Source organism: Anaerofustis sp. LCP19S3_F7, from assembly GCF_052119445.1.
GTDB lineage: Bacteria > Bacillota > Clostridia > Eubacteriales > Anaerofustaceae > Anaerofustis > Anaerofustis butyriciformans.
In genome coordinates this window covers 51,960-75,207 of sequence record NZ_JBQKFF010000005.1, presented here as the reverse complement: position 1 = coordinate 75,207, position 23,248 = coordinate 51,960, and the positions used below count along the sequence as shown (strand labels likewise).

Genomic DNA, 23,248 nt, shown 5'->3' with positions numbered 1-23,248 from the left:
ACAATGATTGCAAGTATTGTAGTTTTAATTGTAATGGGCATTTTACTTTTATCATGGGTAATATTATGTTTTGTATTATGTATGAAAAGGAACAAAAAAATTGTAGAAAATTCTGATTTTGATGTTAAGCTGAAATGTGAAAAATGCAGTATGGAATATACTGCACCTGCAAAGGATATTACAAAAACCTTTCTTTCAAAATCAAGAAGCGTAACAAAAACGAAATTAGAAGGTCCTATGCTTATTAATAAACCTAAATACAGTTATTATTCAAAGAAATTCTTTTGCCCAAACTGTAATAAAATGGAATACGCTCAAGTATTGAATATTGATACACTTCAAGAAAAGATAATAAACATCACATCAAAATCATATATTAAATGTTTTGTTATGATGATTATAGGAGGTCTTATTATACTTATCCTTACAAGTATTCCAATGACTGTATTAAACAAAATGAAGGAAGATAAAATTCAAGATTTAAAAGATAAACAATATGAGCAATTCTTAGATGATTACAACTTAAATTAAACACGTAAAAAAGAGTTCAATATGTGCTCTTTTTTATTACAATTATAAACTTTATATAAAATAATCTATTAACTATTGAAAAAAACTTATATAAATATTACAATCCATATATATACATAAAACAGCATTGATATATTTATATATTGTTGATATAATGCTATGGAAGTAAAATATTTAAAAGGGAAATTAAATGAACATTCTTAAGCGTAAATTAACATATACACAAATCATCGCACTAGGATTTTTCTTAATAATTCTAACAGGAGGAATTCTTCTTACTCTTCCGATATCATCAAGGAGTGGAGAATTTACTCCCTTTTTAAATGCAATATTTACAGCCACATCGGCAACTTGTGTAACAGGACTTGTTGTATATGACACATTCACACATTGGTCTTTATTTGGTCAAATAGTAATAATCTGTATGATACAAATAGGCGGAATTGGTTTTATGACCATAATAACCATGCTATCTATTTTCTTAAAAAGAAAAATAGGGCTAAACGAAAGAAAACTTTTAATGCAGTCAGCTGGAAGTATTCAAATCGGAGGCGTCGTTGCATTAATTCTTAGAATCATTAAAGGGACAATCTTCTTTGAAGGTATAGGAGCAATTCTCTTATCAATAAGATTTATTCCTGAAATGGGATTTTTAAGAGGTATATATAATGCCGTATTCCATGCTGTTTCGGCTTTTTGTAACGCTGGATTTGATTTAATGGGAAGATTTGAAAAATTCTCTTCTCTTACAAGATACTCTGATGATATCCTTGTAAACTTAACAATAATGTCACTTATTGTAATTGGCGGTATAGGTTTTATTGTTTGGAGCGATATTATAAAATTCAAATTTAATTTTAAAAAATACGAACTTCACTCAAAGATAGTTTTAACTGCTACAGCTTCATTAATTATTGTAGGCGCATTGGTATTTTTTATCTTTGAAAGCCAAAACGGTGTACTTGCAAACAGTAGTGTAAAAGAAAGCATTTTAGTTTCACTGTTCCAATCAGTAACACCGAGAACGGCAGGTTTTAACACTATAAACTGGGCAGATATAACTCAAGGAACATCTTTGTTTACAATATTCTTAATGCTTGTAGGTGGAAGCCCTGGTTCAACAGCAGGTGGTATGAAAACAACAACACTTGTTGTTCTTATAATGAGTGCAGTTGCGTCTTCAAGACAACAAAATGGAATAACTATATTTAAAAGAAAACTTGACGGTGAAACTGTAAAACAAGCAAGTGCAGTATTCACTCTATATTTTATGGGATTTTTAATCGGAAGCATGCTTCTTTGTTACTTTGAAATCTCTTCTGCACTGGCAATAATGTTTGAAGTTTCTTCTGCAATCGGAACTGTAGGTTCTTCAATGGGGCTTACAACAACACTTTGCTCAGCATCAAAAGTAGTAATAATTATTTTAATGTACGCAGGAAGAGTAGGTGCCTTAACATTAATGCTTACATTATCAGCTAAAAAGAAAACAGCACCTATTGAAAGACCAACGGAAAAAATACTTGTAGGTTAGAATATATAATAATTAAAGAGAGGAAATAAAGAATAAAAAATGAAATCAGTTTTAGTAATTGGAATGGGAAGATTTGGAAAACATCTTTCAAGAAAAATGCAAGAACTAGGAAATGATGTAATGATAATCGACAAAGACGAGGAAAGAGTTTCAGAATTCGCATCAGAATTTACAGACTCTCAAATCGGAGATTGTAGAGTAGAAGGAGTTTTAGAATCAATAGGAGTAAATAACTTTGATATTTGTTTTGTTGCCATTGGAGAAGACTTCCAATCATCTTTGGAAATAACAGCACTTCTTAAAGACTTAAACGCAAAATGGGTTGTAACAAAAGCAAGCAGTGATATACAAAAGAAACTTCTTTTAAGAATAGGTGCAGATGAAGTTGTATACCCTGAAAGAGATATGGCAGAAAAATTGGCAATAAGATCAAATGCAAAAAATATTTTCGATTATATTCAATTAACAGATGAATATTCAATATATGAAATTCCAATTATTAACTCATGGATTGGAAAAACAATTATCGAGCTTGCTATAAGAAGAAAATACAAAGTAAATATCATTGCAGTAAAAAATGCAAACTCTTTAGATCCTGTTCCAAGTCCTTTATACACTTTCAAAGAAGGAGATCATATAATTGTTATAGGAAAATCATCAGATGTTTTCAAACTTACATCGTTAACTTAAAAAAGACTCTTAAAAAAGAGTCTTTTTTTAATCCTGTGTTTTTAAGTATTCTATTAATGCCTTACTGTTATGCCTTACCACTCCGTCAACATAAGTTACAAGATCAAGTCCTGTAAATTTATATTTCTTTTTCATTTCATCACTTAAATTAGCTTCAACAACTTTAGAATGTTTCTTTTTGTATTTCTTTAATACTTCATCATCAATACTTCCCGTATTATATATAACTTCATCAAAAATTCTAAAATCTGACGGAATATGTCTTTCAACCTCTGTTACATGTTTTGTAACATCAAACCCATCGGTTTCACCATGCTGAGTCATTATATTTGTTACAAAATATTTTTTAGCTTTTTTGTTTTTGCTTATAGCATAAGGTATATCAGTAATAAGAAGATTTGGAATAATTGATGTATACAAACTTCCTGGGCTTAAAATTATAATATCCGCATTATTTATCTTTTCAACTGCATAATCATTTACCTTTGCACTGGTTGGAGATAAAAATACCCTTTTTACTTTTGTTTTCATTTTTATTGCCTGCTTAGGTATCTTTGATTCTCCGCTTACAACAGCTGTATTTTCAAGAAGAGCACATAAAGTTACATTATCATTCTTTGTAACAGCAACTACCTCACCTTTAATAGCGAGAACATCACTTATATCCTTTATGGCTTTTGGAAAACTTTCGCTTATTTCATTTAAAGCTGCAAGAAATAAATTACCAAAAGAATGTTTTTTTAAGGCACCCTTTGTAAATCTGTATTCCATTAATTTGGTCATAGTTGCTTCATCTTCTGCAAGAGCGGTAATGCAGTTTCTTATATCCCCTACTGCTAAAATACCAAGATCCCTTCTTAATTTACCAGTACTTCCGCCGTCATCAAAAACTGTTACAATGGCACTAATATTATCGGTATGTTTTTTAAATTCCTTTAATAAAACACTGTTCCCAGTCCCTCCGCCTATTATAACAATATTTTTATCCTTAAATTTCATATAATCACCTTCTTATAAATATTAATATTGGTAATTATCCTTACTTATGTCTCTATGCTCCTCTGTCACCATGTAATTATCTTCGGATAATCTTCTAGCTAACTCACTTGCAATGGCAACAGAGCGGTGTCGTCCTCCTGTACATCCTATTCCAATAACAAGTTGAGCCTTACCTTCCTTTATGTAATAAGGAATTGTAAATGAAATAATATCATATAGTTTATCCATAAATTCTTTTGTCTGTTCAAAGCCAAAAACATAATCGGAAACTTCTTTATTCTTTCCTGTTAAAGGCTTTAAATCTTTCTCATAGAAAGGATTTGGAAGAAATCTTACGTCAAAAACTATATCTGCATCATGAAGTATTCCATATTTAAACCCAAAGGAACTAACATTAATGGTAAAAATAGACGGAATATCATCAAACCTGCTGTAACAATCATGAAGAATCTTTTCAAAATCTCTTTCTTTAAGTTTTGAAGTATCAATTATAAGGTCTGCTCTTCTTCTAACCTCTTCCATTGATTTCCTTTCTTTTTTTATGGCAACTTCTATTCTGTCATTTCCAGAAATCAAATGTTTTCTTCTGTTCTTTTTATATCTTGAAATAAGTACATCATCATCAGCATCAATAAATAAAATTTCCGCATTTCTTTCTTCTTTTAAATTATCTAAAATAAGCCCTATATCATCAAAAAAAGCGCTTCCTCTTACATCTAGTACTATGGCTATATTTTCTATTTTAGGCTCGCTTTTATCTAGTAGCTCTATAAATGTATCTATAAGTTTCGGAGGAAGATTATCTACACAATAAAATGCTCTATCTTGAAAAAATCTTAGAGCAACACTCTTTCCTGCCGCCAACATTCCCGCAACAACTATTATTCTCATTTCATACCTCCCTTTGTATTTTATTATATAATTAATTACGTATCAAAGTAAACTTTAAAATACATATTTAATATAAATTTTATTTTTTTCACTGCATTTTAACTTATAAATGTTAATGTATAATAAATAAATTGTATTAAAAGGCATAAAATGGAAGAATATATAAAAAATTTTTTTGATGAAATTTTAGAAGGATTTGATTTAACACATATATACGAAAATATTATTGTAATACTTATTATAATAATTACAATAATCTTAATAATAAAATTAATAAAAACTTATATTGCAAGCTTAAAATAAGTTAGTATATTTTTTTGTCTTTTTTACATAATAACTAAAAAGAAACTATAACTTTTGTTATGGCTTCTTTTAAAATGGGAAAAGAAAATGAAGAGGTCCGTAAAACAAATACCCCATAACACCTGATAATACAATAAGCATAATAGGATGCATTTTCTTGAATTTAAATTTTAACATTAAAATTATTATTAAAATTATTATTCCAATATAATTTGTAACTTTACCGTTTGTAATAAATATTGACGCAAATATGGTAAAAGCAGAAGAAGCAATTGTCCCAACAACTGCAGGTCTAAGTCCTGCAAGAACTGCTTTTACATATTTATTATCTTGAAAATTAAAGAAAAATTTACTTATTATAAATATTATTATAAGAGAAGGAAGAACAACGCCCAAAGTAGCTGCTGCGGCTCCTAAAATTCCTTCTTTGTTAAAACCTATAAATGTTGCAATGTTTATAGCAAAAGGACCGGGAGTAGACTCGCTTATTCCTATAAAATCAATTATATCAGAAATACTTGCCCAATTATTTGCAAGGACCTCTGCTTTGATTAAAGGAATCATTGCATATCCTCCGCCGAAAGTAAATAACCCTATCTTGAAAAATACCGTAAAAAGCTGCATTATCATTTTTATTCAATGCCTCCTTTTACAAGGTTTAATCCATGAACTAACACACCAAGAAGTGCACATACAATAAGTACATAAATTACATTTATGCTTGTAAATATAGTTATTAAAAAAGAAGCAATAAGCAATGTAAGATTAAACCAGTTATTTTTTATCTGTTTTGAAAGCTTTATTGCTGCTTCCAAAATAAGAACGATAACTCCCACTTTAATTCCCGCAAAAACATTATTTACAATTTCATTATCCCTAAACATATTAAACAATACGGAAACAACCATAATAATAAGAAAAGACGGAAGAACAACTCCAAGTGTTGCAATAATTGAGCCAATCATACCATCAACTTTATATCCTACAAATGTAGCACAATTTATGGCAAGAGGCCCTGGAGTACTTTGTGAAATTGCCGTTATATCAAGCATTTCTTTTTCACTAATCCATTTTTTATTTTCAACTACTTCCTTTTGTAAAAGAGGAATCATTGCATATCCTCCCCCAAAAGTAAAGGCTCCTACATTTGCAAAAGCCAAAAATAACTCCAATTTTTTGTTTTTCAATTTAAACTCCTTTAGAAAAATATTATGAGAAATAGTTTAAACGAATTTCAGCTTATATATTATAACATAGATATATATATTTATTTTTCTTTATACAAACTTTTTACATAATAAAAAGGATGAATGCCTAAACATTCATCCTTTAATTATTTATTAAAAATAACCACAGCTTTAAATAAATCTCCGTCAATATCTATTGAAAAACTTCCGCCTTGAGCTTCAACAAAGCTTTTTACTATTGCAAGCCCAAGCCCACTTCCACTTTCATGTCTTGATTTATCACCTCTAACAAATCTCTCTACAATTTCATCACTTGTAAAATTCATTTGAGCTGCAGAAATATTTTTAAGAGAAATTATAACCTTGTCATCTTCTTCAGTTATATCAATATATACCCTTGTTCCTTCCATGGCGTATTTTGATATGTTGTTAAATAAATTCTCAAATACCCTGTAAGTTTTGTTACCGTCAAGCAAAATATTTATATTCATATCATAAGTATTCATTATAACATCGAGATTTCTGCTTTCAAATAAATCACTACACTCACTCTTTGTCTGCTCTATTAAAGATACTATGTTAAGTTCCATTAAATCAAGCTTTATATCTCCGCTGTTTACTTTACTTACTTCAAATAAATCTTCTATTAAATTGCTTAATCTGTCGATATATTGGTTTAGCATTTTAAGATATTCTTCTTTTTGTTCATTTGGAATACCCTCCTGCCCCATAAGTTCAACATAATTTTTAATTCCCGTTAAAGGTGTTTTTAAATCATGACTTACATTACTTATAAGTTCTGTTTTCATGTTCTGGGATTTTGTTTCTTCTTTAACAGCTTCTTTAAAACCCTCTTCAATATTTTTAAATTCATCTCTTAATGAATTAAATACTCCCATATCTTCATTCATTTCGTCATTAAAATTGCCTTTTGCAAGTTCATGAGTTGAACTTAAAAGAGTATTATAATTATTATGAATCTCATCTGTCTTCTTTTTAAGCATGAAGAATAAGAAAACAGAATAAATTATTGCAAGTATAGAACCAAATCCCCATAAGAAAGTTAAGAAAATTATTATTAGCATATTCATAAATAAAAATTTCATTAACTTTTTATTTACAGGATCCTTTAAATCAATACTTATTAAATTGTTTAATACCTCTTTAACTTTTCTAACAATAAGAGAAATCAAAGTATCTTCTTTTATAAATCTCCATATACCTTCAACAAATATATATTTTATATCGAAACATCCTATTGCAATAGATAAAAATGTAACTACCCATACAAGAATATTTGAAACCAGAATCATAAAATTAGGATATCTAAGTCCTATTTTATTCATAAGGCTTAAAAACATTCCGTTAATTGAATATCCAGCACAAACCAAACAAGCCATACAACACATAGTAATGATAAAAGAAATTAAAAATAAATTTACCTCTCCTTCAAAACTTATAAATGTTTTAAAAGGTTTAACCTCTTTTACTATCTTTGTAGGAGCAAATAAAATAAATATTGCTATTATAGCACTTCCTATAAGAAGACATACTCCGGTAAATGGATTATAATTTTCCCATGAATTAATATAATAGGATATTGATCCTCCATTATCAGAAAGAACCTTTGGAATTGCATATGTAAAACTCATATTCTTAGGAATATTCATTTTAATTTGATCATACGGTATTGTGTATCCATCAATATAGTAATATTCAACTCCATCTTCAACAACAAAAGCAGAATCTCCATACATTGAAGAAATATAATTATAAGCAGGATACTTTGAAAAATATGAAGCAGAATAATTTGAATCGCTTTTCAAATTACCTTTACTGTCATATGAAAATGACACATAATAAATATTATCATTTTCTTTACTCGCATCAATATCACTTTTTACATAATTTTTGTTTTCCTTATTTTTTACATAATATATAAAATTACTGTCATTTTCAAGTAGTGAAACACTGCTTGTCATATTATCTTCAAAACGTTCATATATACTGTTTTGCACATTTTCAGGAACATCTTTACCAAAAGAAAAAACCTTAAAATCAGGATCTAACTCCATTGTCTTAGCCAAAGTAAAATATTTCATATCCTCTACTAAATATGAATTTATTACATAAGATTTATCTGTTATTTTCCCTTCAACATTATCATATAATCCAATGGCTATACTACTTAAAAAAACAATCAATACCGTTAACAACGATATAAAAATATATTTTTTTTTCATTAAATATCACCCATAATTATAATTTTTCGATTTTATATCCTACACCCCAAACTACTTTAATGTATTGTGGTTTTTTAGGATTAACTTCTATTTTTTCTCTAAGTCTTCTAATATGCACCATTATGGTTTCAGTACTGATTGCTTTTTCATTCCATACAAGTTCATATATCTGTTCTGCAGAATAAACTCTTCCTGGATTTTTTATAAGAAGTTTTAATATTTCATATTCTTTAACAGTTAATTTAACCTTTTTACCGTTAGCAAAAACCTCTTTTGTGTAGTCGTCAAGTTCAAGTCCACCGACAATATATTTATTGCTTTCTTCTTCTTTTGGAGCATTATTTTTTAAATTTAAAATTTGTTCATATCTTCTAATTTGCGAATTTACTCTTGCAATTAATTCCATTGAAGCAAATGGTTTTGTAACATAATCATCGGCACCTATGTTTAGTCCTGTAATTTTATCAATATCTTCAGATTTTGCACTTAAGAATATTACAGGAAAATCATATTTTTCTCTTACCTTCATAACCATGGTAATACCATCCATAACAGGCATCATTATATCTACTATTGCTAAATGGATGTCATTATTTTGTATTATTTCAAGTCCTTCTTTTCCGTTTTCTGCTTCAAATACATTATACCCTTGATTTTTCAAATATATTATTATGGCGTCTCTTATACCTTTTTCATCTTCGACAATTAAAATATTATGTTCCATTTCTCTTCCCCTTTTATTTTTTATAACTATATTTTATACAACATAATCAACTTTTTGAAGTATTATTTAATTTTTTATAATAAAAAATCCAAATACTACTAAAAACAGTAATAATGCCTACAATAATCGCCATCAAATAATTTTGTTCCCTAATAGAACCTGTTATAAAAGTAGATGTTATAATACTTGGAATTCTTCCGATAGTAGTAACAATAAGCTATCTGTAAAGTTTAATATTGGTTAAAGAAACAAGGTAGGTCGTAACGTCCTTTGGTGTTCCCGGAATTAAAAATAAAATGAAAATCCACATTAAATTTTTCTTTTTTTCGAAAAGTCCTTCAACCTTTTTCATTTGTTCTTTTTTAAACATAAGGCTTATTACTTTACTTCAAAAAGTTTTAACAAGATAATATACAACTATTGTCCCTAAAAACGAACCAATCAAGCATATTATAGTTCCCCATACGGAGCCAAACATATATCCTGCCGCAAGTTCAATAGGTTCTCCCGGAATAAAAGCAATGAATATTTGAAGAGTTACAATTAAAATCATAAACAATTCTTTTATTCCATGAGGCATTGACTTAGCATATTCTAAAATCTTATTTATATCTAACGTAAAAAAAAATACCAAGCAAAACCAAAACCGCAATTGAAATTATAGAAATTAAAGCTATTTTCTTTTTATTCATAGTTGTATACCAAATTTAGATTATCTTCAAAAGAATAATTCCAAACCCTTTGTTTATTATATAAATTGTTAAGTTCGTAAACACTTCCTTCAAAAACCGTTTCAAACTCATCTCTAAATGCAATTTCACTTGGTCTGATATGCTTGCTACCTTTTTTAAAATCTATAATTTCATTCATGTTTAAAATTTCACTTACAAATTGAGAACAAAATTTATAATTTTGTCTGTTTAAAGTAATATTTTTATTACAAAACATTAATCCTAAAATATCATATTTATATTTGAATCTGTTTTTATACATCATTTCAATAGTATCGTTAATTTTGTCAAATTGATGTTTATTTATATTAATTGATACAATTTTTATTTTTATATCTTGATTTCTTTTATATAAACCATCAAAAGGTGATTCATTTGCAAATCCTGCGGGAAGCATAAAATTTGTATATGTATATCTTCTCCCAAAAGAATAAAAATCCCTAAAGTTTTCATCAGTCGAAATCGCAACATGTGTATAAGGATCTTTTGTCCTTTGATATATTGCTTTTGAAAGCAAAGTATTTGATCTTGAAAACATTAAATAAACTTTATAATTTTTTCAAAAATTCTCATAATATCACCTCTTTACACGGATATTATAAAAATTATTTCTTATAAAAAACTTGTCAATTTTATTAAAATTTTCTTAAATATTTTTATAATCAAAGTTTTTAAATTAAGACAATAAAATTTTAAACAATAATTTACATATCATTTTTATTTGAATATTAAAACTATTTTTAAGAAAAAATAAAACAAAAGGAGGTTGAAATGGAATTTAAAAATTCTAAAACAGTTAAAAATTTAATGAGTTCTTTTATAGGTGAAAGCGGCGTTTACCAAAGATATTCATATTATGCCAAAAGAGCAAAAGATGACGGCTTTAAATATATAGAAGATATATTTAACGAAACCGCCATGAATGAACTATATCACGCAAAAAGATTTATGATGTTAATAAATAAAGAACTGCCGGGAGCAAAAATAAGAATAAGCGAAAGCGACTATCCGGCATTTCTTGGAACAACTCTTGAAAATTTACAGTTTGCAGCAAAAGGCGAACACGAAGAAGCAACGGAAATTTACCCTTCTTTTGCAAAAACAGCAAAAGAAGAAGGTTTTAATGATGTAGCTGCTTATTATGAACTTATAGCAAACGTTGAAAAATTTCACCATGAAAGATTTGAAAAGCTTAAAAATGAAGTTGAAAATGGATTCTTTAATAGAGAAGATGGTACAACATGGGTTTGCCTAAAATGCGGACATAGATATCAAGGAAAAACTCCTCCTAAAGTCTGCCCTATATGTTCCCATGAACAAGCATATTTCAAACCTATTTTAAATTGTAATAATTAAAAAAAGTGCTTTTAAAGCACTTTTTTTATTCTTCTATTTGACTTTCAATTTCTTCATATACACTGTTTAAAATCTCTTCACTGTACCCTTTATTATAAAAAAATGAATATACTTTATATTTAACGGATTTTATATCTTCACCTTTGTTTAAATATTTATAAAATCTTTTTCTTATTTTCTCTTTTATTTTTTCATTTTCTACTAAGGAATCTTCTTCAGAAATATATTCATCAATAAGAGAATTTACAAGTTTATAATCATATCCTTTTCTTATAGCAGAATTTATTATCTTATCTTTCTTTTCTCTTAAGAAAAGCTCTTTGTGTTTGTTATTTTGTTTTGTAATAAATTCAATTAAATTTTCTCTTTCTTCCTCTTCGCTAAAATGCTCATTTAAGGAAGAATATACAATATCAGGCTTTATTCCTTTATTTATAAGGTCATTTTTTATTTTGTTTCTTCCTGTAAGTGAAGACACTTTTGTTCTTATGAAACTTTGAGAATAATCATAGTCATTTACATATTTAAGCTCAAGTAACCTGTTTAAAATATCATTAATGACAATTTCAGGAAAATGTTTTTTTTCTAAATAAGTAATAATCTCCGTTTCACATCTTATGGCATAAGAAAGATAATTAAGGCTTAAGTTAAGTCCACTTTCATATAAATAATCATAGCTTTCCCTTACAAGCTCTTCCATATCTACTTCATCCATAACTGATAGTTTGTCTATTACTTTTTTGTCAAGCCTTAAAATTATTTCATCATTTAATGTTACGCTATATTCTCTTTTTGTTTTAGATATATTTGTTATTACATCCATAATCTACCTATCATACTACATTGCTTTTATTATATCGCAAAGAAGAATTGCGCAGTTATCACTTGCTTTTTTCAAGTTCTCTCTAAAATCAGTATTTGCTCCTTCATCAGCACTGTCACTTATCCCTCTAATCCCTGCAAAGTTTATTTTGTTTACATAACAAACTTCACCAAGAGAAGCTGTTTCCATATCTGTGCAGTATCCATCAAATTGTTCAATTAAATATTCTTTATCTTCCTTTGAAGAAACGAATTTATCGGCTGTCATTATATTTCCAAAGTAAACTTTAAAATCATAATTTTGAACAAATTCTTTTGCTGTTTCGTTTATTTTTTCATATTGTTTAAAATCTTTTATTTCAATGTCAGGTACTTGTCCAATTTCATAACCAAGCCCCCTTACATCCATATCAGACTGGATAGCATTTGTTGCAAGGACAACATCTCCTATATGCATTCCGTCTTTTAATCCTCCTGCAACTCCGCAGTTAATAATCAAATCCAAATCAAAGTTATCGATAAGTTTTTGTGCTGTTAAAGCCATGTATACCTTACCTGTAAAACATCTTACAACAACAACGTCTTTACCATGTAAATTTCCAATAACATAATCCGTATTATTAATATTTTTTATTTTAACATCTTCCATACTTTCTTTTATGTAATTAAGTTCTTCTTCCATTGAAGCAATTATTCCTATCATACTATTCACTCTCCTTTAATAATTCCTTAACATTATAAAATAAATCAATATTAAAAACAAATTATTTTTCTTTACTTTGTTACATAAAATAGTATACTACAAGTAAGAATATATCTTAGAGGTGAAAAATGGATTTTTTAATTAATTTTTTAACGCAGTCAGGTCCAATCGTTTATATGACGATTTTCTGCCTTAAAGTTCTTGAAATATCTCTTGACACAATAAGAATCGTTTTAATAAATAAAGGTCAAAAAGAACTTGGCAGTCTGGTTGGCTTTGTTGTTATCATTCTATGGATATTTGTTGCATCAAGTGTTTTATCTACACTTCAAGAAGATTTATGGAAAGCTCTATTCTATGCTTTAGGATATGCAGTGGGTATTTATGTTGGAATAGTAATTGAAAAGAAAATCGCTCTTGGATATGTAAGCATGGAAATAAACGTAAGAGGTGTTACAGGTGAAGACCTTGCTAAGACACTTAGAGATAGTAAATTCGGCGTAACAATAATGAAAGGTGAAGGTTTTAATCATACAAGATATATTTTAAAACTTCATGTAAACAGAAAAAGAGTTGAAGAAGCCATGAATATTGCCTATCAAAACGTTCCCGACTGTGTAATTACAATAAACGATATTGTAACAATGGAAGGCGGATATATGTATGGGGTAAGAAGACGTAGATAAAAAAAGAAACCATAATGGTTTCTTTTTTTTAATCTTCTTTATTATCTTCTTCTATTATTCCTCTTTCCAAAGCTTTATCATGGACAAGATGTAAAAGTTCTATCTCTCCATCAATTTCTACTTCATAAGGATAATTCTTTCCAATAACCTTAAATGCATCAAGTTGTTCTCTTGCTTTTTCTTCATCTTTATTATATAAAAGTTCGTATGCATAAAGCTGTCTTCTTCTTGAAATATAATAATTCTGTGTTACAGCTATATATCTTTTTAAATCTTCATCGTATATTTGTGTAATTTTTTCATCCCTACAATCACCAATAAGTTCCAAAAAGAATAATTCGCTTTTTATTTCACTTTTATGAACACTTAACATATCATCAATATTATCTAAAGAATATTCTATAAGCTCCCTTGCTTTATCAAATTCTCTTTTATCAATTAGATAACATACTCTAAAATTAAACATTGCGCTAACCAAAGGATTTTTACAATTCGCTTTTTCGTCAACTTCAAAAAGCCTTTCATCCATATCCTTATATCTTATGCCTTTTGTAAGAAGACCATTAATTTTAAGCTGAGCATAAAAAGCCTTTTTTGTATTCAAATCTTCATCAAGGTAAAGAGCATTTGCACCATCATTGGCTATCCCTCCAACACGTCTTGGGATTCCATTTAACATTGCAAAATACAAACTTAATGCACTTGCAACTATAAAACCTTCTGAAAGAACTATAATATAAGGAAGAGAAATATATAATAAAAAACAGATTATTCCAAATAATAAATTGAATATTACCCCTCCAAAGCTATATAAAACATAAGGGAAATCATAATCATCACTTTTTATATCAGGAGGAATCATTAAACATTGTCCACCTGTTCCCGGTATATGATATTTTTTATATGTAAGCCTTTTTCCGCTTTTTATAAACATTATATTTGCTATTCTAAAAGAAGCAAACTTATATCCCGATAGTAGTCCAAAAACAAAATGTCCGCCTTCATGAATGATAATTGAAACATAAACCAGTACACTTGCCCAAAGCATTAAGAAAAGCAGACTTTCAAGTCCATGAAAAACTCCAATGCCTTTTATCATAACCATTCCCACAACTAAAGCAAGACAAAGAATCATTGCTAAATCTGGAAGGAAATCTGCATTTGAATTTTTATTATCTTTTTGATAAATGTTATTTTGAATTTCTTTATCTTCGTTATTTTCTTCTATAAAAGACTTATTATCATCTTCGTAAAGGTTGTTTTCCTTTTTCTTTTCATCTTCTAACTGTTCAAAATATTTTTTTTGAATACTTATATCGTAATTTTCTTTCTCAAGAAGCATTTTATCTTTTTCGACACTGTCTTTTTCATCTAAAATATTCTTATCATCAGTTAAATAAGTCATCAAATAATCATCAAAAGTCTTTGCTTCTTCTCTGTTTTTATTTTCGTCCATACTTTTCACCAATAAATTTAATTTTTAAATATATTACCATATAAACGATTTATTTACAAATAATAAAAGGATATCTATTAGATACCCTTTTACTCATTTTTTATTATTTTTATGTAAATATAAAATACTATTTTAATTTATAAGATTTTACATTTGACCATGGACCATATATTTTTGTTTTTCCAACAACTTTATAAGCTCTTACTTTATAATAGTACGTTCTATTTCTTGTAGTTTTAATTTTTGTAGATTTATATTTATAATTTGTACTTTTAATTACTTTAAATCCTGAAGATTTCTTTGTAGATCTTGCAATCTGATATCCAGATTCACCACTTATATTATTCCAAGAAATTTTAATATAATTTTTAGAATATTTTCTTACAGACGGATTATTAAGTTTTTTCAAAGTATAAATTCCCGATGAAGTTCTATAACTTCTAGCTCTATTAATTTTACCTAAATTATCTTTGAAACATGAATATACTTGTACATAATATTTTGCACCATCACTCAATCCTGAAAGTTTATATGATGTACTTGTTGTATATTTAGGTCCGCTCCATTTTGATGAAGAAGATTTTTTATAGTATACATAATATCCATCAGCATCTGCAACTTTTGACCAGCTTACTTTTATATCATCATATCCATAAAGGGAAGTACTTATTTTGCTCGGTGCAGGCACATATGGAGTGATAATACTAAATGTTAATTCTTCATAGAATGAATAATTCCCAGTTGCTCTAACAATTATTTTTCCACTACCAATATTTACATTATTTTTATATTCAACATTAAAATCTTTCCCTTCAAAACGTCTATTTCCCTCTACATCAACTACAATTACGTTTGGCTCAAATGGTTTACCTGTATAAGTATATGAATCATCTTCAATATATACAAAATTTATTCTTGAAATTGTTCTTTGTTTTTTGTTATTACTCCACAAACTGAACATTTTTCGCCCTCAGTTTTACCATCTTTTGTAAGAGTAGCTTTTTCTACTTCTATAGGAACTAAATCATGCCCATATGCTTTTTGAATAATTTTCTCACATTTTATACACTTTTGATCAGTAGTACAAGTAGCCTGTTCTCCAGGAACATGAATAGTTCTTTTTGTAGTAATACTATCAAATGAATATCCATAATAGTTCGCATCACTATCAGAAACCAACCTAATAGATAAAGAATCAGTATTAAATGTTAATGTTTTACCACCTAAATTACCTGTATATTTATAAGTTCCATTGTTAGTTGTAATATAAATAAAATCAATATTTGGTTCTAAATAAGTTTGTTTCGAAAACGTAATTGACATTGATTCAACGCCAGGAGAACTTATATATTTAGTATCATCGCAATTATCAGGATAATTATGTTCACTTTCAGGATAAAGAGATTTATCAAGCGTTTTATATTCTATGTCATGTACATATACATTATATTTACCTGTTTTTCCTTTGTATAATACACTAACTTCTCTATCTCCTGGAATATACATATCACATTGTATATCTACAAGATCTACACCTATATTCTCTTCATACCCTGAATCATATACAGCTGTTACTTTTAATGTTTTGTATTTAAAGTATCACCTATTTTATAAAATCTATTGGTCGTATCCTCACATTTTATGCTTTCAATCTCCCCAATTTTATAAGGCTTCCATGTTACATTTTTAATATTTTCCGGCAAAATATCCATGAATCATCTTTATAAGTATAATAAGCAGTTAATTTATTTCCACCATAGAAAGCCATTGTACTTAAATAACCAGGTTTATGACCTTCAAAATATACACTTTCTAATACAGGGCAATAAGCAAAAGCATTATTATCAATATATTTAACATTACTTGGTATAACAATGCTTTTCAAACTTTTACTAGTTGAAAAACAACTTGCATATAAATATTTAATTGAATCCGGCAATTTAATCTCTGTCAAACAATTACTAGTAAAAGCATGTTCTGGTATATTTTCTTTCCAACCAAACTCAATTGAAGAGCCACTACCTATTTCTCCGGCTGACGTCAATTTTACACATCCCCCAAAACAACTACCGCCTATTTCTACAACAGAATCAGGAATTTTACATAAGATAATTCTTCACATCCCAAAAATACTGAACCCCCTAATGTTGTGACACCATCACTAATTATCACCTTATTTAAATTCCTACAACTAACAAAAGCTCTCTCACCTATTTTTTTATATTACCTGGTATATTTACATCTAATAAATCATTACAAGCAAAAAAAGATTCTTTACCAATTTCTGTTATTTCATCAGAAAATTCAATACTAACTATTTCGCTACCATTAAAAGCAATATCAGGAATTCTACCTTTACAATCATATTCTATTGCACAATCACTACCTTTTCCTCCTAAAGATGTTAAATTATAACAATAGCTAAATACACCATATCCGAACTCTTTTACACTGCTTGGAAGATATATATGATCTAAACTCGTAAATTGAAAAGCTGCATCACCAATGGAAACCACACTATCCGGAATTGTAATATTTTGTACGCATTCTTTATATTGAAATACACCATCACCTATCCTTGTAACCCCTTCATTAATCGTTACACTATTAAAACCCAAATCTTTCCAAGGAGTGTATTTAACATCATAATCCGCTTGATTACTTCCATAGTCATAGTTATACATTTCGCCTGTTCCGTCAATAATCAATTCACTGCCTTTTAGTTCCCATGTAACATTTTCTCCACATTTACCACTAGTATGTAAATTATCATTTCTGTAAATTATCATTCGTTGCAAATGTAAAATTAAAAGGCATAAAAATAAATACAATAACTAACAACAACATGCAATTTAAAAATCTTTTTTTCATTTCTATTCCCTCTTACATCATCATTTTATATATCATTTTCATTAATATATAAATACTTTTTTCTTTATTCTACTAATATATTTACTTTATTGCAATAGTAAAAAAATTTAATTAAAACACATAAGTAATTATTAAAAGCGCTTAGATAATTATTTATAATTAAATTTTAATTTACAAAAATCTCAATACATAAAATATTTATTTACAAATAATAAAAGATACCCCTAAAGAGTATCTTCATTTGGTAATATATTATTTTTCTTCTTAGAGTTCTTTATTAAATAAATTGATGTTATAACAAATGTAGTAGAATCCGTAAGAGCAGTAGATATATCTAAAATGCTTATTGAATACATAACCCATAAAAACAAATTAACACATAAACTCATTTTTGTTTCTTTTATGGATGTAAAATAGTAGCAGCAAATAGAATATTCACAAGTTGCTATTATGGGAAGAAGTCCTGCAATACCTCTGTTATTTGATATTAACCCAAAAACAATGGTAAAAACAGTACAAATTATCATTAACTTTTTGGAATATTTATCTATGGATATAGCATAATTTCTTACTGCTGTTGCAATTAATGCAATTATTCCTGAATATGCTCCCAAAAATAAAGATGAAATAATAAGCAAAAGAGCATTTATTGTTTGAAGAATAAAAAGTGTTTTTCTTTTATCAACTAAACTACTGCTTACCATAAAACAAGTAGCAATCAAAGATATTACATTTCCTATTATTATGTTCATTTATTCCCTCTCAATTTTGTATTTTGTAATATTTTAATTTACCTGTATTTCTTTATTTTCTTTTTTATATTTAAAAATTGATACTGTATTAATTACAAGAGTTGTAAAATCGGATATTCCCGTAGAAAAATCTAAAATACTAAAGGAATATATAATCCACATAAATAAGTTAATCCAAATACTGTACCTTGTTCCCTGTACATCTTTAATGTAATAACTGCAAAATGTATATTGTAGTGTTGCAAGAATCGGAAGAAAACCTATAAATCCCCTATTGTTTACAATAATACCAATAATAAAAGACAGTATCATAAAAACAATCATTATATTTTTTGTAAATTTATCTTTTGAAACAATAAAATTTCTTATTGCAGATAAAATAAGGGATGCTACGCCTGCATAGGAAACAAAAAATATAGATGCTACCGCAAGCAACAAAGCATTTATACATTGAAACATAAAAATCCTGCTTCTGTTATTTACCATGCAACTTAGTATCATAAATAATGCTGCTATAAAAGAAATTATATTGCCTATTATTATATTCATACCACCTCTAAAAATAACAAAATCAGAAAGAATTATATCACATTATTTTATATAATTCTTTAAATTATTTTAAAAACTCAAAAATTATTTTATAAAAAAAGAGCCTTTATGGCTCTTTTTAGTTACCCATTTTTTGTTGTTGTCTTTTTCTGTTTTCAGCTTTAATTCTAAGTTGTTTATCAAGAATTTCTTTTCTTACTCTTAGATGATTTGGTGTTACTTCCAAAAGTTCATCGTCATTTATAAATTCAAGATATTGTTCCAAACTTAATTGTCTGTGAGGAGTAAGTCTTAATGCTTCATCACTTCCCGCCGCACGCATATTTGTAACTTGTTTTCTCTTACATACATTTACAGTCATATCGTCAGGTCTTGAGTTTTCCCCTACAACCATTCCTTCATAAACAGTAGTGTTTGGTCCTATAAACAAAGTCCCTCTTTCCTGTGCATTGTATAAACCGTAAGTAATACTTTCTCCAGGTTCACTAGCAATTAAAGAACCTCTGCTTCTGCCTTCAAGATCTCCTTTATATGGCATATATTTTTCAAAGTTTGAGTTTACAACAGCAGTGCCTTTTGTAGCTGTCATAAGTTCACTTCTGTATCCGATTAGTCCTCTTGAAGGAATCATAAATTCAAGTCTTGTATATTTATCACTTGATTTATCCATATTTAAAAGTTCACCTTTTCTTGTTGCACAGCTTTCTATAACTGTTCCTGTATATTCATCATCAACATCAACAACAAGTCTTTCAAAAGGTTCACATAAAACGCCGTCTATTTCTTTTGTTATAACAGTTGGTTTTGATACCATAAATTCATAACCTTCTCTTCTCATATTTTCTATAAGAATTGAAAGATGAAGTTCTCCTCTTCCTGATACTTTGTAAGTATCTGCACTGTCAGTAGGTTTTACTTCTAGAGAAATATTTGATAGAAGTTCTCTGAATAATCTGTTTCTAAGATGTCTGCTTGTTACATATTTTCCGTCCATTCCGGCTAATGGTGAAGTGTTTACGGAAAAGTTCATTGAAAGTACAGGTTTATCTATTTCAACAAAAGGAACAGCCTCTACATTGTCAACAGCTCCGATTGTTTCTCCTATGTTAATATCTGCAATACCTGCTATACATACGATTTCTCCGGCGCTTGCCTTTTGACAAGGAACTTTTTTAAGTCCTTCATAAGTATAAAGTTGAGAAATTTTACCTTTTGTAACATTTCCTTCTTTTCTTGCAATACTTACCATGTCATTTGCTTGAACATGGCCTCTTTCAATTTTACCGATGGCAAGTCTTCCTGTATATTCATCATATTCAATATTTGATACAAGGAATTGGAAAGGCTTTTCTTCATCTCCTGTAGGACAAGGAATATTTTCTTTTATTGCCTTAAATAATACTTCAAGGCTATCATCTTTTTTAACAGGTGTTTCACTTGCCCAGCCTTGTTTTGCAGAAGCAAAAAGAACTTTTGAATCAAGATAGCTTTCATCAGCTTCAAGATCTATAAATAATTCCAATACATCATCGGCAATTTTTTCAGGTGTTGAATTTTCTCTATCTACTTTGTTTATAACAATTATTACAGGTAAGTTTTGTTCCAATGCTTTTTTAAGAACAAATCTTGTTTGAGGCATACAACCTTCAAAAGCATCAGCAAGAAGAATAACTCCATTTACAAGAGAAAGACTTCTTTCAACTTCTCCCCCGAAGTCAGCATGTCCAGGTGTGTCTACAATGTTGATTTTAATATCATCATAGTATACTGATGTATTTTTAGCTAAAATAGTAATTCCTCTTTCTCTTTCAAGATCATTTGAGTCCATTACTCTTTCATTTACATCTTCATTTTCTCTGAATGTACCGCTTTGTTTAAGCATTGCATCTATTAATGTAGTTTTACCGTGGTCTACATGGGCAATGATTGCAATATTTCTTATATTTTCTTTCTTCATTAATTCATCCTTCTAACTTTTTTTATTTTATAAAATGTGCATAAGCACGCTAATATTCATTAACTAAAAAATTATATCACTATATAAAATCAATGTCAATTTTAAGCACCAATAAATCCTTTTATAACCTTAATATAGCCTCTTTTTTAAAATTTTTGAATAAATTTTTTATATAAGGCAATAATAAAAAAAATAAAATTTATTAATTATTAATTTTTTTATCATTTTAATTTAATATTTATTATTTATAATAATAATGTAAAATATAGAAATATAAAATTAATGTTTCCAAATTTTATATAATATATTTTTACCCTTTGAAATTGATATTGTTTTGTTTTAGGGAAAAAACACCGCAAGGTGTTTTTTTCTTTTTATAAACAAATACTATAATTAATCATAAAACTGAAGTTTGTAAATATAATCTATTAGGAGGCTTTTTATGATTAATTTAAACGGTAAAAAAATTAAAATGTTTTTTTCTATTTTAGTATTCATTATTTTTTTAATTACAATATTTATCCTATTTTTACATAATATCAATGCAGGTATTGATAAAACTCAGTGGGGACTTGGAAATTATAAAGAAAATAAACAACCTGTAGGAAATGCAGATAAAGAAACATTAGAAAAATATAATGCGTACTATGTGGGAGATGAAAATCAAAAAGTTATTTATCTTACATTTGATGCAGGTTATGAAAATGGATATACATCTAAAATACTCGACACCTTAAAAGAAGAAAAAGTCCCTGCCGCCTTTTTTCTGGTAGGTAATTACATAGAAAAAAATCCCGATTTGGTAAAAAGAATGATTAATGAAGGTCATATAGTAGGAAATCATACATATTCACACAAAGATTTAAGATATGTAAGTGACGAAGAATTCAAAAAACAACTTACAGATTTGGAAGATTTATACAAAAAAACAACAGGTAAAGAATTAAAGAAATATTTAAGGCCTCCGGAAGGAACGTTCAACGAGCATACTCTTTCTATTGCAAACAGCATGGGATACAAAACAATTTTTTGGTCACTTGCATATGTTGACTGGAACAATAACGAACAAAAAAGTTTTAGCAGTGTATTTGAAAAAATAATGCCTAGAATGCATAACGGTTGCGTAATGCTTTTACATTCAACATCAAAAACAAACAGCTTAGTTTTAAAAGATTTAATTACAACACTTAAAAAGGAAGGATATACCTTTAAAAGTTTAGATGATTTAACAAAATAAAATAATATTTTTATTTTTTCTCCACATACTAAATACGTAACCAAAAGTTACGACTTTAAAATGTACAGGAGGAAAAACATGAATAAAAATACTTCAATCGAATGCGATGTTAAAAGCTGTGAATATAATTGTAATGACTGCAACTATTGTTCTCTTGATTCAATCAAAGTAGGTACACATGAATCACATCCAACACAATGTGACTGTACTGATTGTCTTTCATTTAAATTAAAAGCCAAATAGGAAACCCTCCCTAATTATATTACCTCTCAAACTTAATATTATATGGTATAAAAAATTTATATCATACAAAAAAGGAAGAATGATTATTCTTCCTTTTTATAATTTAAAAGCATCATTTAGTTTATTTTCAAAATTTTTTATTTTCTCTTCCAACATATCAATCTTATTAATTACATCTGTATTATCATAATCATTTTCTTGTTTTAATAGTCCAATTCCATATTTCCACATTTTAAATTTATATTTTCTTTTCTCCATAATCTACCTCCTTAATATATTTTATATTTAAAATATATTAAAATTTTAAATGGTACGAGTATTCCAACTAAAATAAATTATTGATAAAATATATATTATTATTTATTTGAGGTAATAAAATGGGAAAATACGGACCGACAATAAAACAAATAAGAACAAGTAAAAATATCACTTTAAAAGAAACTTACATCGGTATATTAAACAAATCTTTTGCCATTGATTTTGAAAAAGGAATGTATGACATAAAATTTAGTAAAATGCTTGAAATATTAAATAGAATCATGGTTTCTCCTGAAGAAATGATATTCATACATAATAAATATAAATTATCAAAACTTGATAATATTATGGAAAATATAAATACAAACAATTTAAAAACGAGTTGTAAGTATATAACAAAAAAATTAGAAAATATAAATAAAACAATTAATCATAATGATACAAAAACTAATTTAAAATATATGCAACTGACATTACTTAAAAATATTAATCTAAAAGAAAACATATTAAAAAAAGAAGAATGAA

Annotated in this window: 30 protein-coding genes; 9 read left to right on the top strand and 21 right to left on the bottom strand. The window is 27.7% G+C overall.

The features are described 5' to 3' along the window. Nucleotides 1-3: 3 nt before the first annotated feature. The 3 genes from ACTQYZ_RS06610 (at nucleotide 4) to ACTQYZ_RS06600 (ending at nucleotide 2,755) form a co-directional block, all read left to right on the top strand. On the top strand, nucleotides 4-531 hold the full coding sequence (locus ACTQYZ_RS06610; protein ID WP_441022138.1) for a hypothetical protein: 528 nt from the start codon (nucleotides 4-6) through the stop codon (nucleotides 529-531). A gap of 190 nt (nucleotides 532-721) precedes the next feature. After that, nucleotides 722-2,065, top strand: coding sequence for a TrkH family potassium uptake protein (locus ACTQYZ_RS06605; RefSeq protein ID WP_441022140.1), 1,344 nt, complete (start codon nucleotides 722-724; stop codon nucleotides 2,063-2,065). Nucleotides 2,066-2,104: 39 nt separating this feature from the next. Further along, complete coding sequence (locus ACTQYZ_RS06600; protein WP_441022142.1) at nucleotides 2,105-2,755, top strand: potassium channel family protein; 651 nt, start codon at nucleotides 2,105-2,107, stop codon at nucleotides 2,753-2,755. A 27-nt stretch (nucleotides 2,756-2,782) separates the two neighbouring features. On the opposite strand, the gene ACTQYZ_RS06595 is transcribed toward ACTQYZ_RS06600, so the two are convergent. Together ACTQYZ_RS06595 and rapZ are read right to left on the bottom strand one after the other, a co-directional pair. Further along, a complete protein-coding gene (locus tag ACTQYZ_RS06595; RefSeq protein ID WP_441416257.1) occupies nucleotides 2,783-3,754 on the bottom strand; it encodes a gluconeogenesis factor YvcK family protein in 972 nt (323 codons plus the stop codon). A gap of 21 nt (nucleotides 3,755-3,775) precedes the next feature. Continuing rightward, nucleotides 3,776-4,645 carry an RNase adapter RapZ gene (gene rapZ, locus ACTQYZ_RS06590; RefSeq protein ID WP_441022146.1) on the bottom strand — a complete coding sequence of 290 codons (870 nt, stop codon included), beginning with the start codon at nucleotides 4,643-4,645 and terminating at the stop codon, nucleotides 3,776-3,778. 150 nt (nucleotides 4,646-4,795) lie between these two features. Here rapZ and ACTQYZ_RS06585 point away from each other — a divergent pair, with 150 nt between their 5' ends. Continuing rightward, nucleotides 4,796-4,948 carry a hypothetical protein gene (locus tag ACTQYZ_RS06585; RefSeq protein WP_441416256.1) on the top strand — a complete coding sequence of 51 codons (153 nt, stop codon included), beginning with the start codon at nucleotides 4,796-4,798 and terminating at the stop codon, nucleotides 4,946-4,948. Between the two features lie 69 nt (nucleotides 4,949-5,017). Here the strand turns inward: ACTQYZ_RS06585 and ACTQYZ_RS06580 are convergent, their stop codons facing one another. The 7 genes from ACTQYZ_RS06580 to ACTQYZ_RS06550 form a co-directional block, all read right to left on the bottom strand. Then, nucleotides 5,018-5,578, bottom strand: a complete 561-nt coding sequence (locus ACTQYZ_RS06580; protein WP_441022150.1) for a chromate transporter — start codon at nucleotides 5,576-5,578, stop codon at nucleotides 5,018-5,020. 2 nt (nucleotides 5,579-5,580) lie between these two features. Next, a complete protein-coding gene (locus tag ACTQYZ_RS06575; RefSeq protein ID WP_441416255.1) occupies nucleotides 5,581-6,135 on the bottom strand; it encodes a chromate transporter in 555 nt (184 codons plus the stop codon). Nucleotides 6,136-6,281: 146 nt separating this feature from the next. Beyond that, nucleotides 6,282-8,378, bottom strand: a complete 2,097-nt coding sequence (locus ACTQYZ_RS06570; RefSeq protein WP_441416254.1) for a sensor histidine kinase — start codon at nucleotides 8,376-8,378, stop codon at nucleotides 6,282-6,284. A gap of 16 nt (nucleotides 8,379-8,394) precedes the next feature. Further along, nucleotides 8,395-9,102 (bottom strand): response regulator transcription factor, encoded by a 708-nt coding sequence (locus tag ACTQYZ_RS06565; RefSeq protein ID WP_138269301.1) that lies wholly within the window; start codon nucleotides 9,100-9,102, stop codon nucleotides 8,395-8,397. Nucleotides 9,103-9,319: 217 nt separating this feature from the next. After that, a complete protein-coding gene (locus tag ACTQYZ_RS06560) occupies nucleotides 9,320-9,454 on the bottom strand; it encodes a hypothetical protein (RefSeq protein ID WP_441022156.1) in 135 nt (44 codons plus the stop codon). Between the two features lie 36 nt (nucleotides 9,455-9,490). Next, on the bottom strand, nucleotides 9,491-9,736 hold the full coding sequence (locus ACTQYZ_RS06555) for a hypothetical protein (RefSeq protein ID WP_441416253.1): 246 nt from the start codon (nucleotides 9,734-9,736) through the stop codon (nucleotides 9,491-9,493). Nucleotides 9,737-9,786: 50 nt separating this feature from the next. Continuing rightward, complete coding sequence (locus tag ACTQYZ_RS06550) at nucleotides 9,787-10,371, bottom strand: hypothetical protein (RefSeq protein WP_441416252.1); 585 nt, start codon at nucleotides 10,369-10,371, stop codon at nucleotides 9,787-9,789. Nucleotides 10,372-10,604: 233 nt separating this feature from the next. Between ACTQYZ_RS06550 and rbr the strand changes: the two genes are divergently transcribed. Further along, the gene (rbr, locus tag ACTQYZ_RS06545; protein WP_441416251.1) at nucleotides 10,605-11,189 is read left to right on the top strand and encodes a rubrerythrin; all 585 of its coding nucleotides are present in this window, start codon (nucleotides 10,605-10,607) and stop codon (nucleotides 11,187-11,189) included. A 25-nt stretch (nucleotides 11,190-11,214) separates the two neighbouring features. Here the strand turns inward: rbr and ACTQYZ_RS06540 are convergent, their stop codons facing one another. After that, a complete protein-coding gene (locus tag ACTQYZ_RS06540) occupies nucleotides 11,215-12,012 on the bottom strand; it encodes a RecX family transcriptional regulator (RefSeq protein ID WP_441022163.1) in 798 nt (265 codons plus the stop codon). Nucleotides 12,013-12,027: 15 nt separating this feature from the next. Continuing rightward, entirely contained in the window at nucleotides 12,028-12,714 is a 687-nt protein-coding gene (locus ACTQYZ_RS06535) for a 5'-methylthioadenosine/adenosylhomocysteine nucleosidase (protein ID WP_441416250.1), read from the bottom strand. Nucleotides 12,715-12,842: 128 nt separating this feature from the next. Between ACTQYZ_RS06535 and ACTQYZ_RS06530 the strand changes: the two genes are divergently transcribed. After that, nucleotides 12,843-13,400, top strand: coding sequence for a DUF2179 domain-containing protein (locus ACTQYZ_RS06530; RefSeq protein ID WP_441416249.1), 558 nt, complete (start codon nucleotides 12,843-12,845; stop codon nucleotides 13,398-13,400). A gap of 28 nt (nucleotides 13,401-13,428) precedes the next feature. Here the strand turns inward: ACTQYZ_RS06530 and ACTQYZ_RS06525 are convergent, their stop codons facing one another. The 9 genes from ACTQYZ_RS06525 to typA all read right to left on the bottom strand — a co-directional run bounded on the left by ACTQYZ_RS06525 (nucleotide 13,429) and on the right by typA (nucleotide 20,985). Further along, the gene (locus ACTQYZ_RS06525; protein WP_441022167.1) at nucleotides 13,429-14,856 is read right to left on the bottom strand and encodes a M50 family metallopeptidase; all 1,428 of its coding nucleotides are present in this window, start codon (nucleotides 14,854-14,856) and stop codon (nucleotides 13,429-13,431) included. A 127-nt stretch (nucleotides 14,857-14,983) separates the two neighbouring features. Beyond that, entirely contained in the window at nucleotides 14,984-15,817 is an 834-nt protein-coding gene (locus tag ACTQYZ_RS06520) for a fibronectin type III domain-containing protein (RefSeq protein WP_441416248.1), read from the bottom strand. Beyond that, on the bottom strand, nucleotides 15,766-16,362 hold the full coding sequence (locus ACTQYZ_RS06515; RefSeq protein WP_441416247.1) for a hypothetical protein: 597 nt from the start codon (nucleotides 16,360-16,362) through the stop codon (nucleotides 15,766-15,768). Before ACTQYZ_RS06515 ends, ACTQYZ_RS06520 begins: the two co-directional genes overlap by 52 nt. Before the next feature lie 172 nt (nucleotides 16,363-16,534). After that, nucleotides 16,535-16,954, bottom strand: coding sequence for a leucine-rich repeat domain-containing protein (locus ACTQYZ_RS06510; protein WP_441416277.1), 420 nt, complete (start codon nucleotides 16,952-16,954; stop codon nucleotides 16,535-16,537). Then, the gene (locus ACTQYZ_RS06505; RefSeq protein ID WP_441416246.1) at nucleotides 16,936-17,028 is read right to left on the bottom strand and encodes a hypothetical protein; all 93 of its coding nucleotides are present in this window, start codon (nucleotides 17,026-17,028) and stop codon (nucleotides 16,936-16,938) included. Before ACTQYZ_RS06505 ends, ACTQYZ_RS06510 begins: the two co-directional genes overlap by 19 nt. 38 nt (nucleotides 17,029-17,066) lie before the next feature. After that, nucleotides 17,067-17,645 carry a leucine-rich repeat domain-containing protein gene (locus tag ACTQYZ_RS06500; protein ID WP_441416245.1) on the bottom strand — a complete coding sequence of 193 codons (579 nt, stop codon included), beginning with the start codon at nucleotides 17,643-17,645 and terminating at the stop codon, nucleotides 17,067-17,069. Between the two features lie 306 nt (nucleotides 17,646-17,951). Beyond that, on the bottom strand, nucleotides 17,952-18,479 hold the full coding sequence (locus ACTQYZ_RS06495) for a YgjV family protein (protein ID WP_441022177.1): 528 nt from the start codon (nucleotides 18,477-18,479) through the stop codon (nucleotides 17,952-17,954). A 33-nt stretch (nucleotides 18,480-18,512) separates the two neighbouring features. After that, nucleotides 18,513-19,028, bottom strand: coding sequence for a YgjV family protein (locus ACTQYZ_RS06490; RefSeq protein WP_441022179.1), 516 nt, complete (start codon nucleotides 19,026-19,028; stop codon nucleotides 18,513-18,515). Nucleotides 19,029-19,146: 118 nt separating this feature from the next. Then, the gene (typA, locus tag ACTQYZ_RS06485; RefSeq protein WP_441416244.1) at nucleotides 19,147-20,985 is read right to left on the bottom strand and encodes a translational GTPase TypA; all 1,839 of its coding nucleotides are present in this window, start codon (nucleotides 20,983-20,985) and stop codon (nucleotides 19,147-19,149) included. Between the two features lie 442 nt (nucleotides 20,986-21,427). Between typA and pdaA the strand changes: the two genes are divergently transcribed. After that, a complete protein-coding gene (gene pdaA, locus ACTQYZ_RS06480) occupies nucleotides 21,428-22,222 on the top strand; it encodes a delta-lactam-biosynthetic de-N-acetylase (protein ID WP_329379750.1) in 795 nt (264 codons plus the stop codon). Nucleotides 22,223-22,300: 78 nt separating this feature from the next. Then, nucleotides 22,301-22,465: a DUF1540 domain-containing protein gene (locus tag ACTQYZ_RS06475; protein ID WP_138268460.1), complete on the top strand. Its 165-nt coding sequence runs from the start codon at nucleotides 22,301-22,303 to the stop codon at nucleotides 22,463-22,465. Nucleotides 22,466-22,561: 96 nt separating this feature from the next. Here the strand turns inward: ACTQYZ_RS06475 and ACTQYZ_RS06470 are convergent, their stop codons facing one another. Further along, a complete protein-coding gene (locus ACTQYZ_RS06470; protein ID WP_441022184.1) occupies nucleotides 22,562-22,723 on the bottom strand; it encodes a hypothetical protein in 162 nt (53 codons plus the stop codon). A 119-nt stretch (nucleotides 22,724-22,842) separates the two neighbouring features. On the opposite strand from ACTQYZ_RS06470, the gene ACTQYZ_RS06465 reads away from it, so the two are divergent. Beyond that, on the top strand, nucleotides 22,843-23,247 hold the full coding sequence (locus ACTQYZ_RS06465; RefSeq protein ID WP_441416243.1) for a hypothetical protein: 405 nt from the start codon (nucleotides 22,843-22,845) through the stop codon (nucleotides 23,245-23,247). Nucleotide 23,248 lies beyond the last annotated feature (1 nt).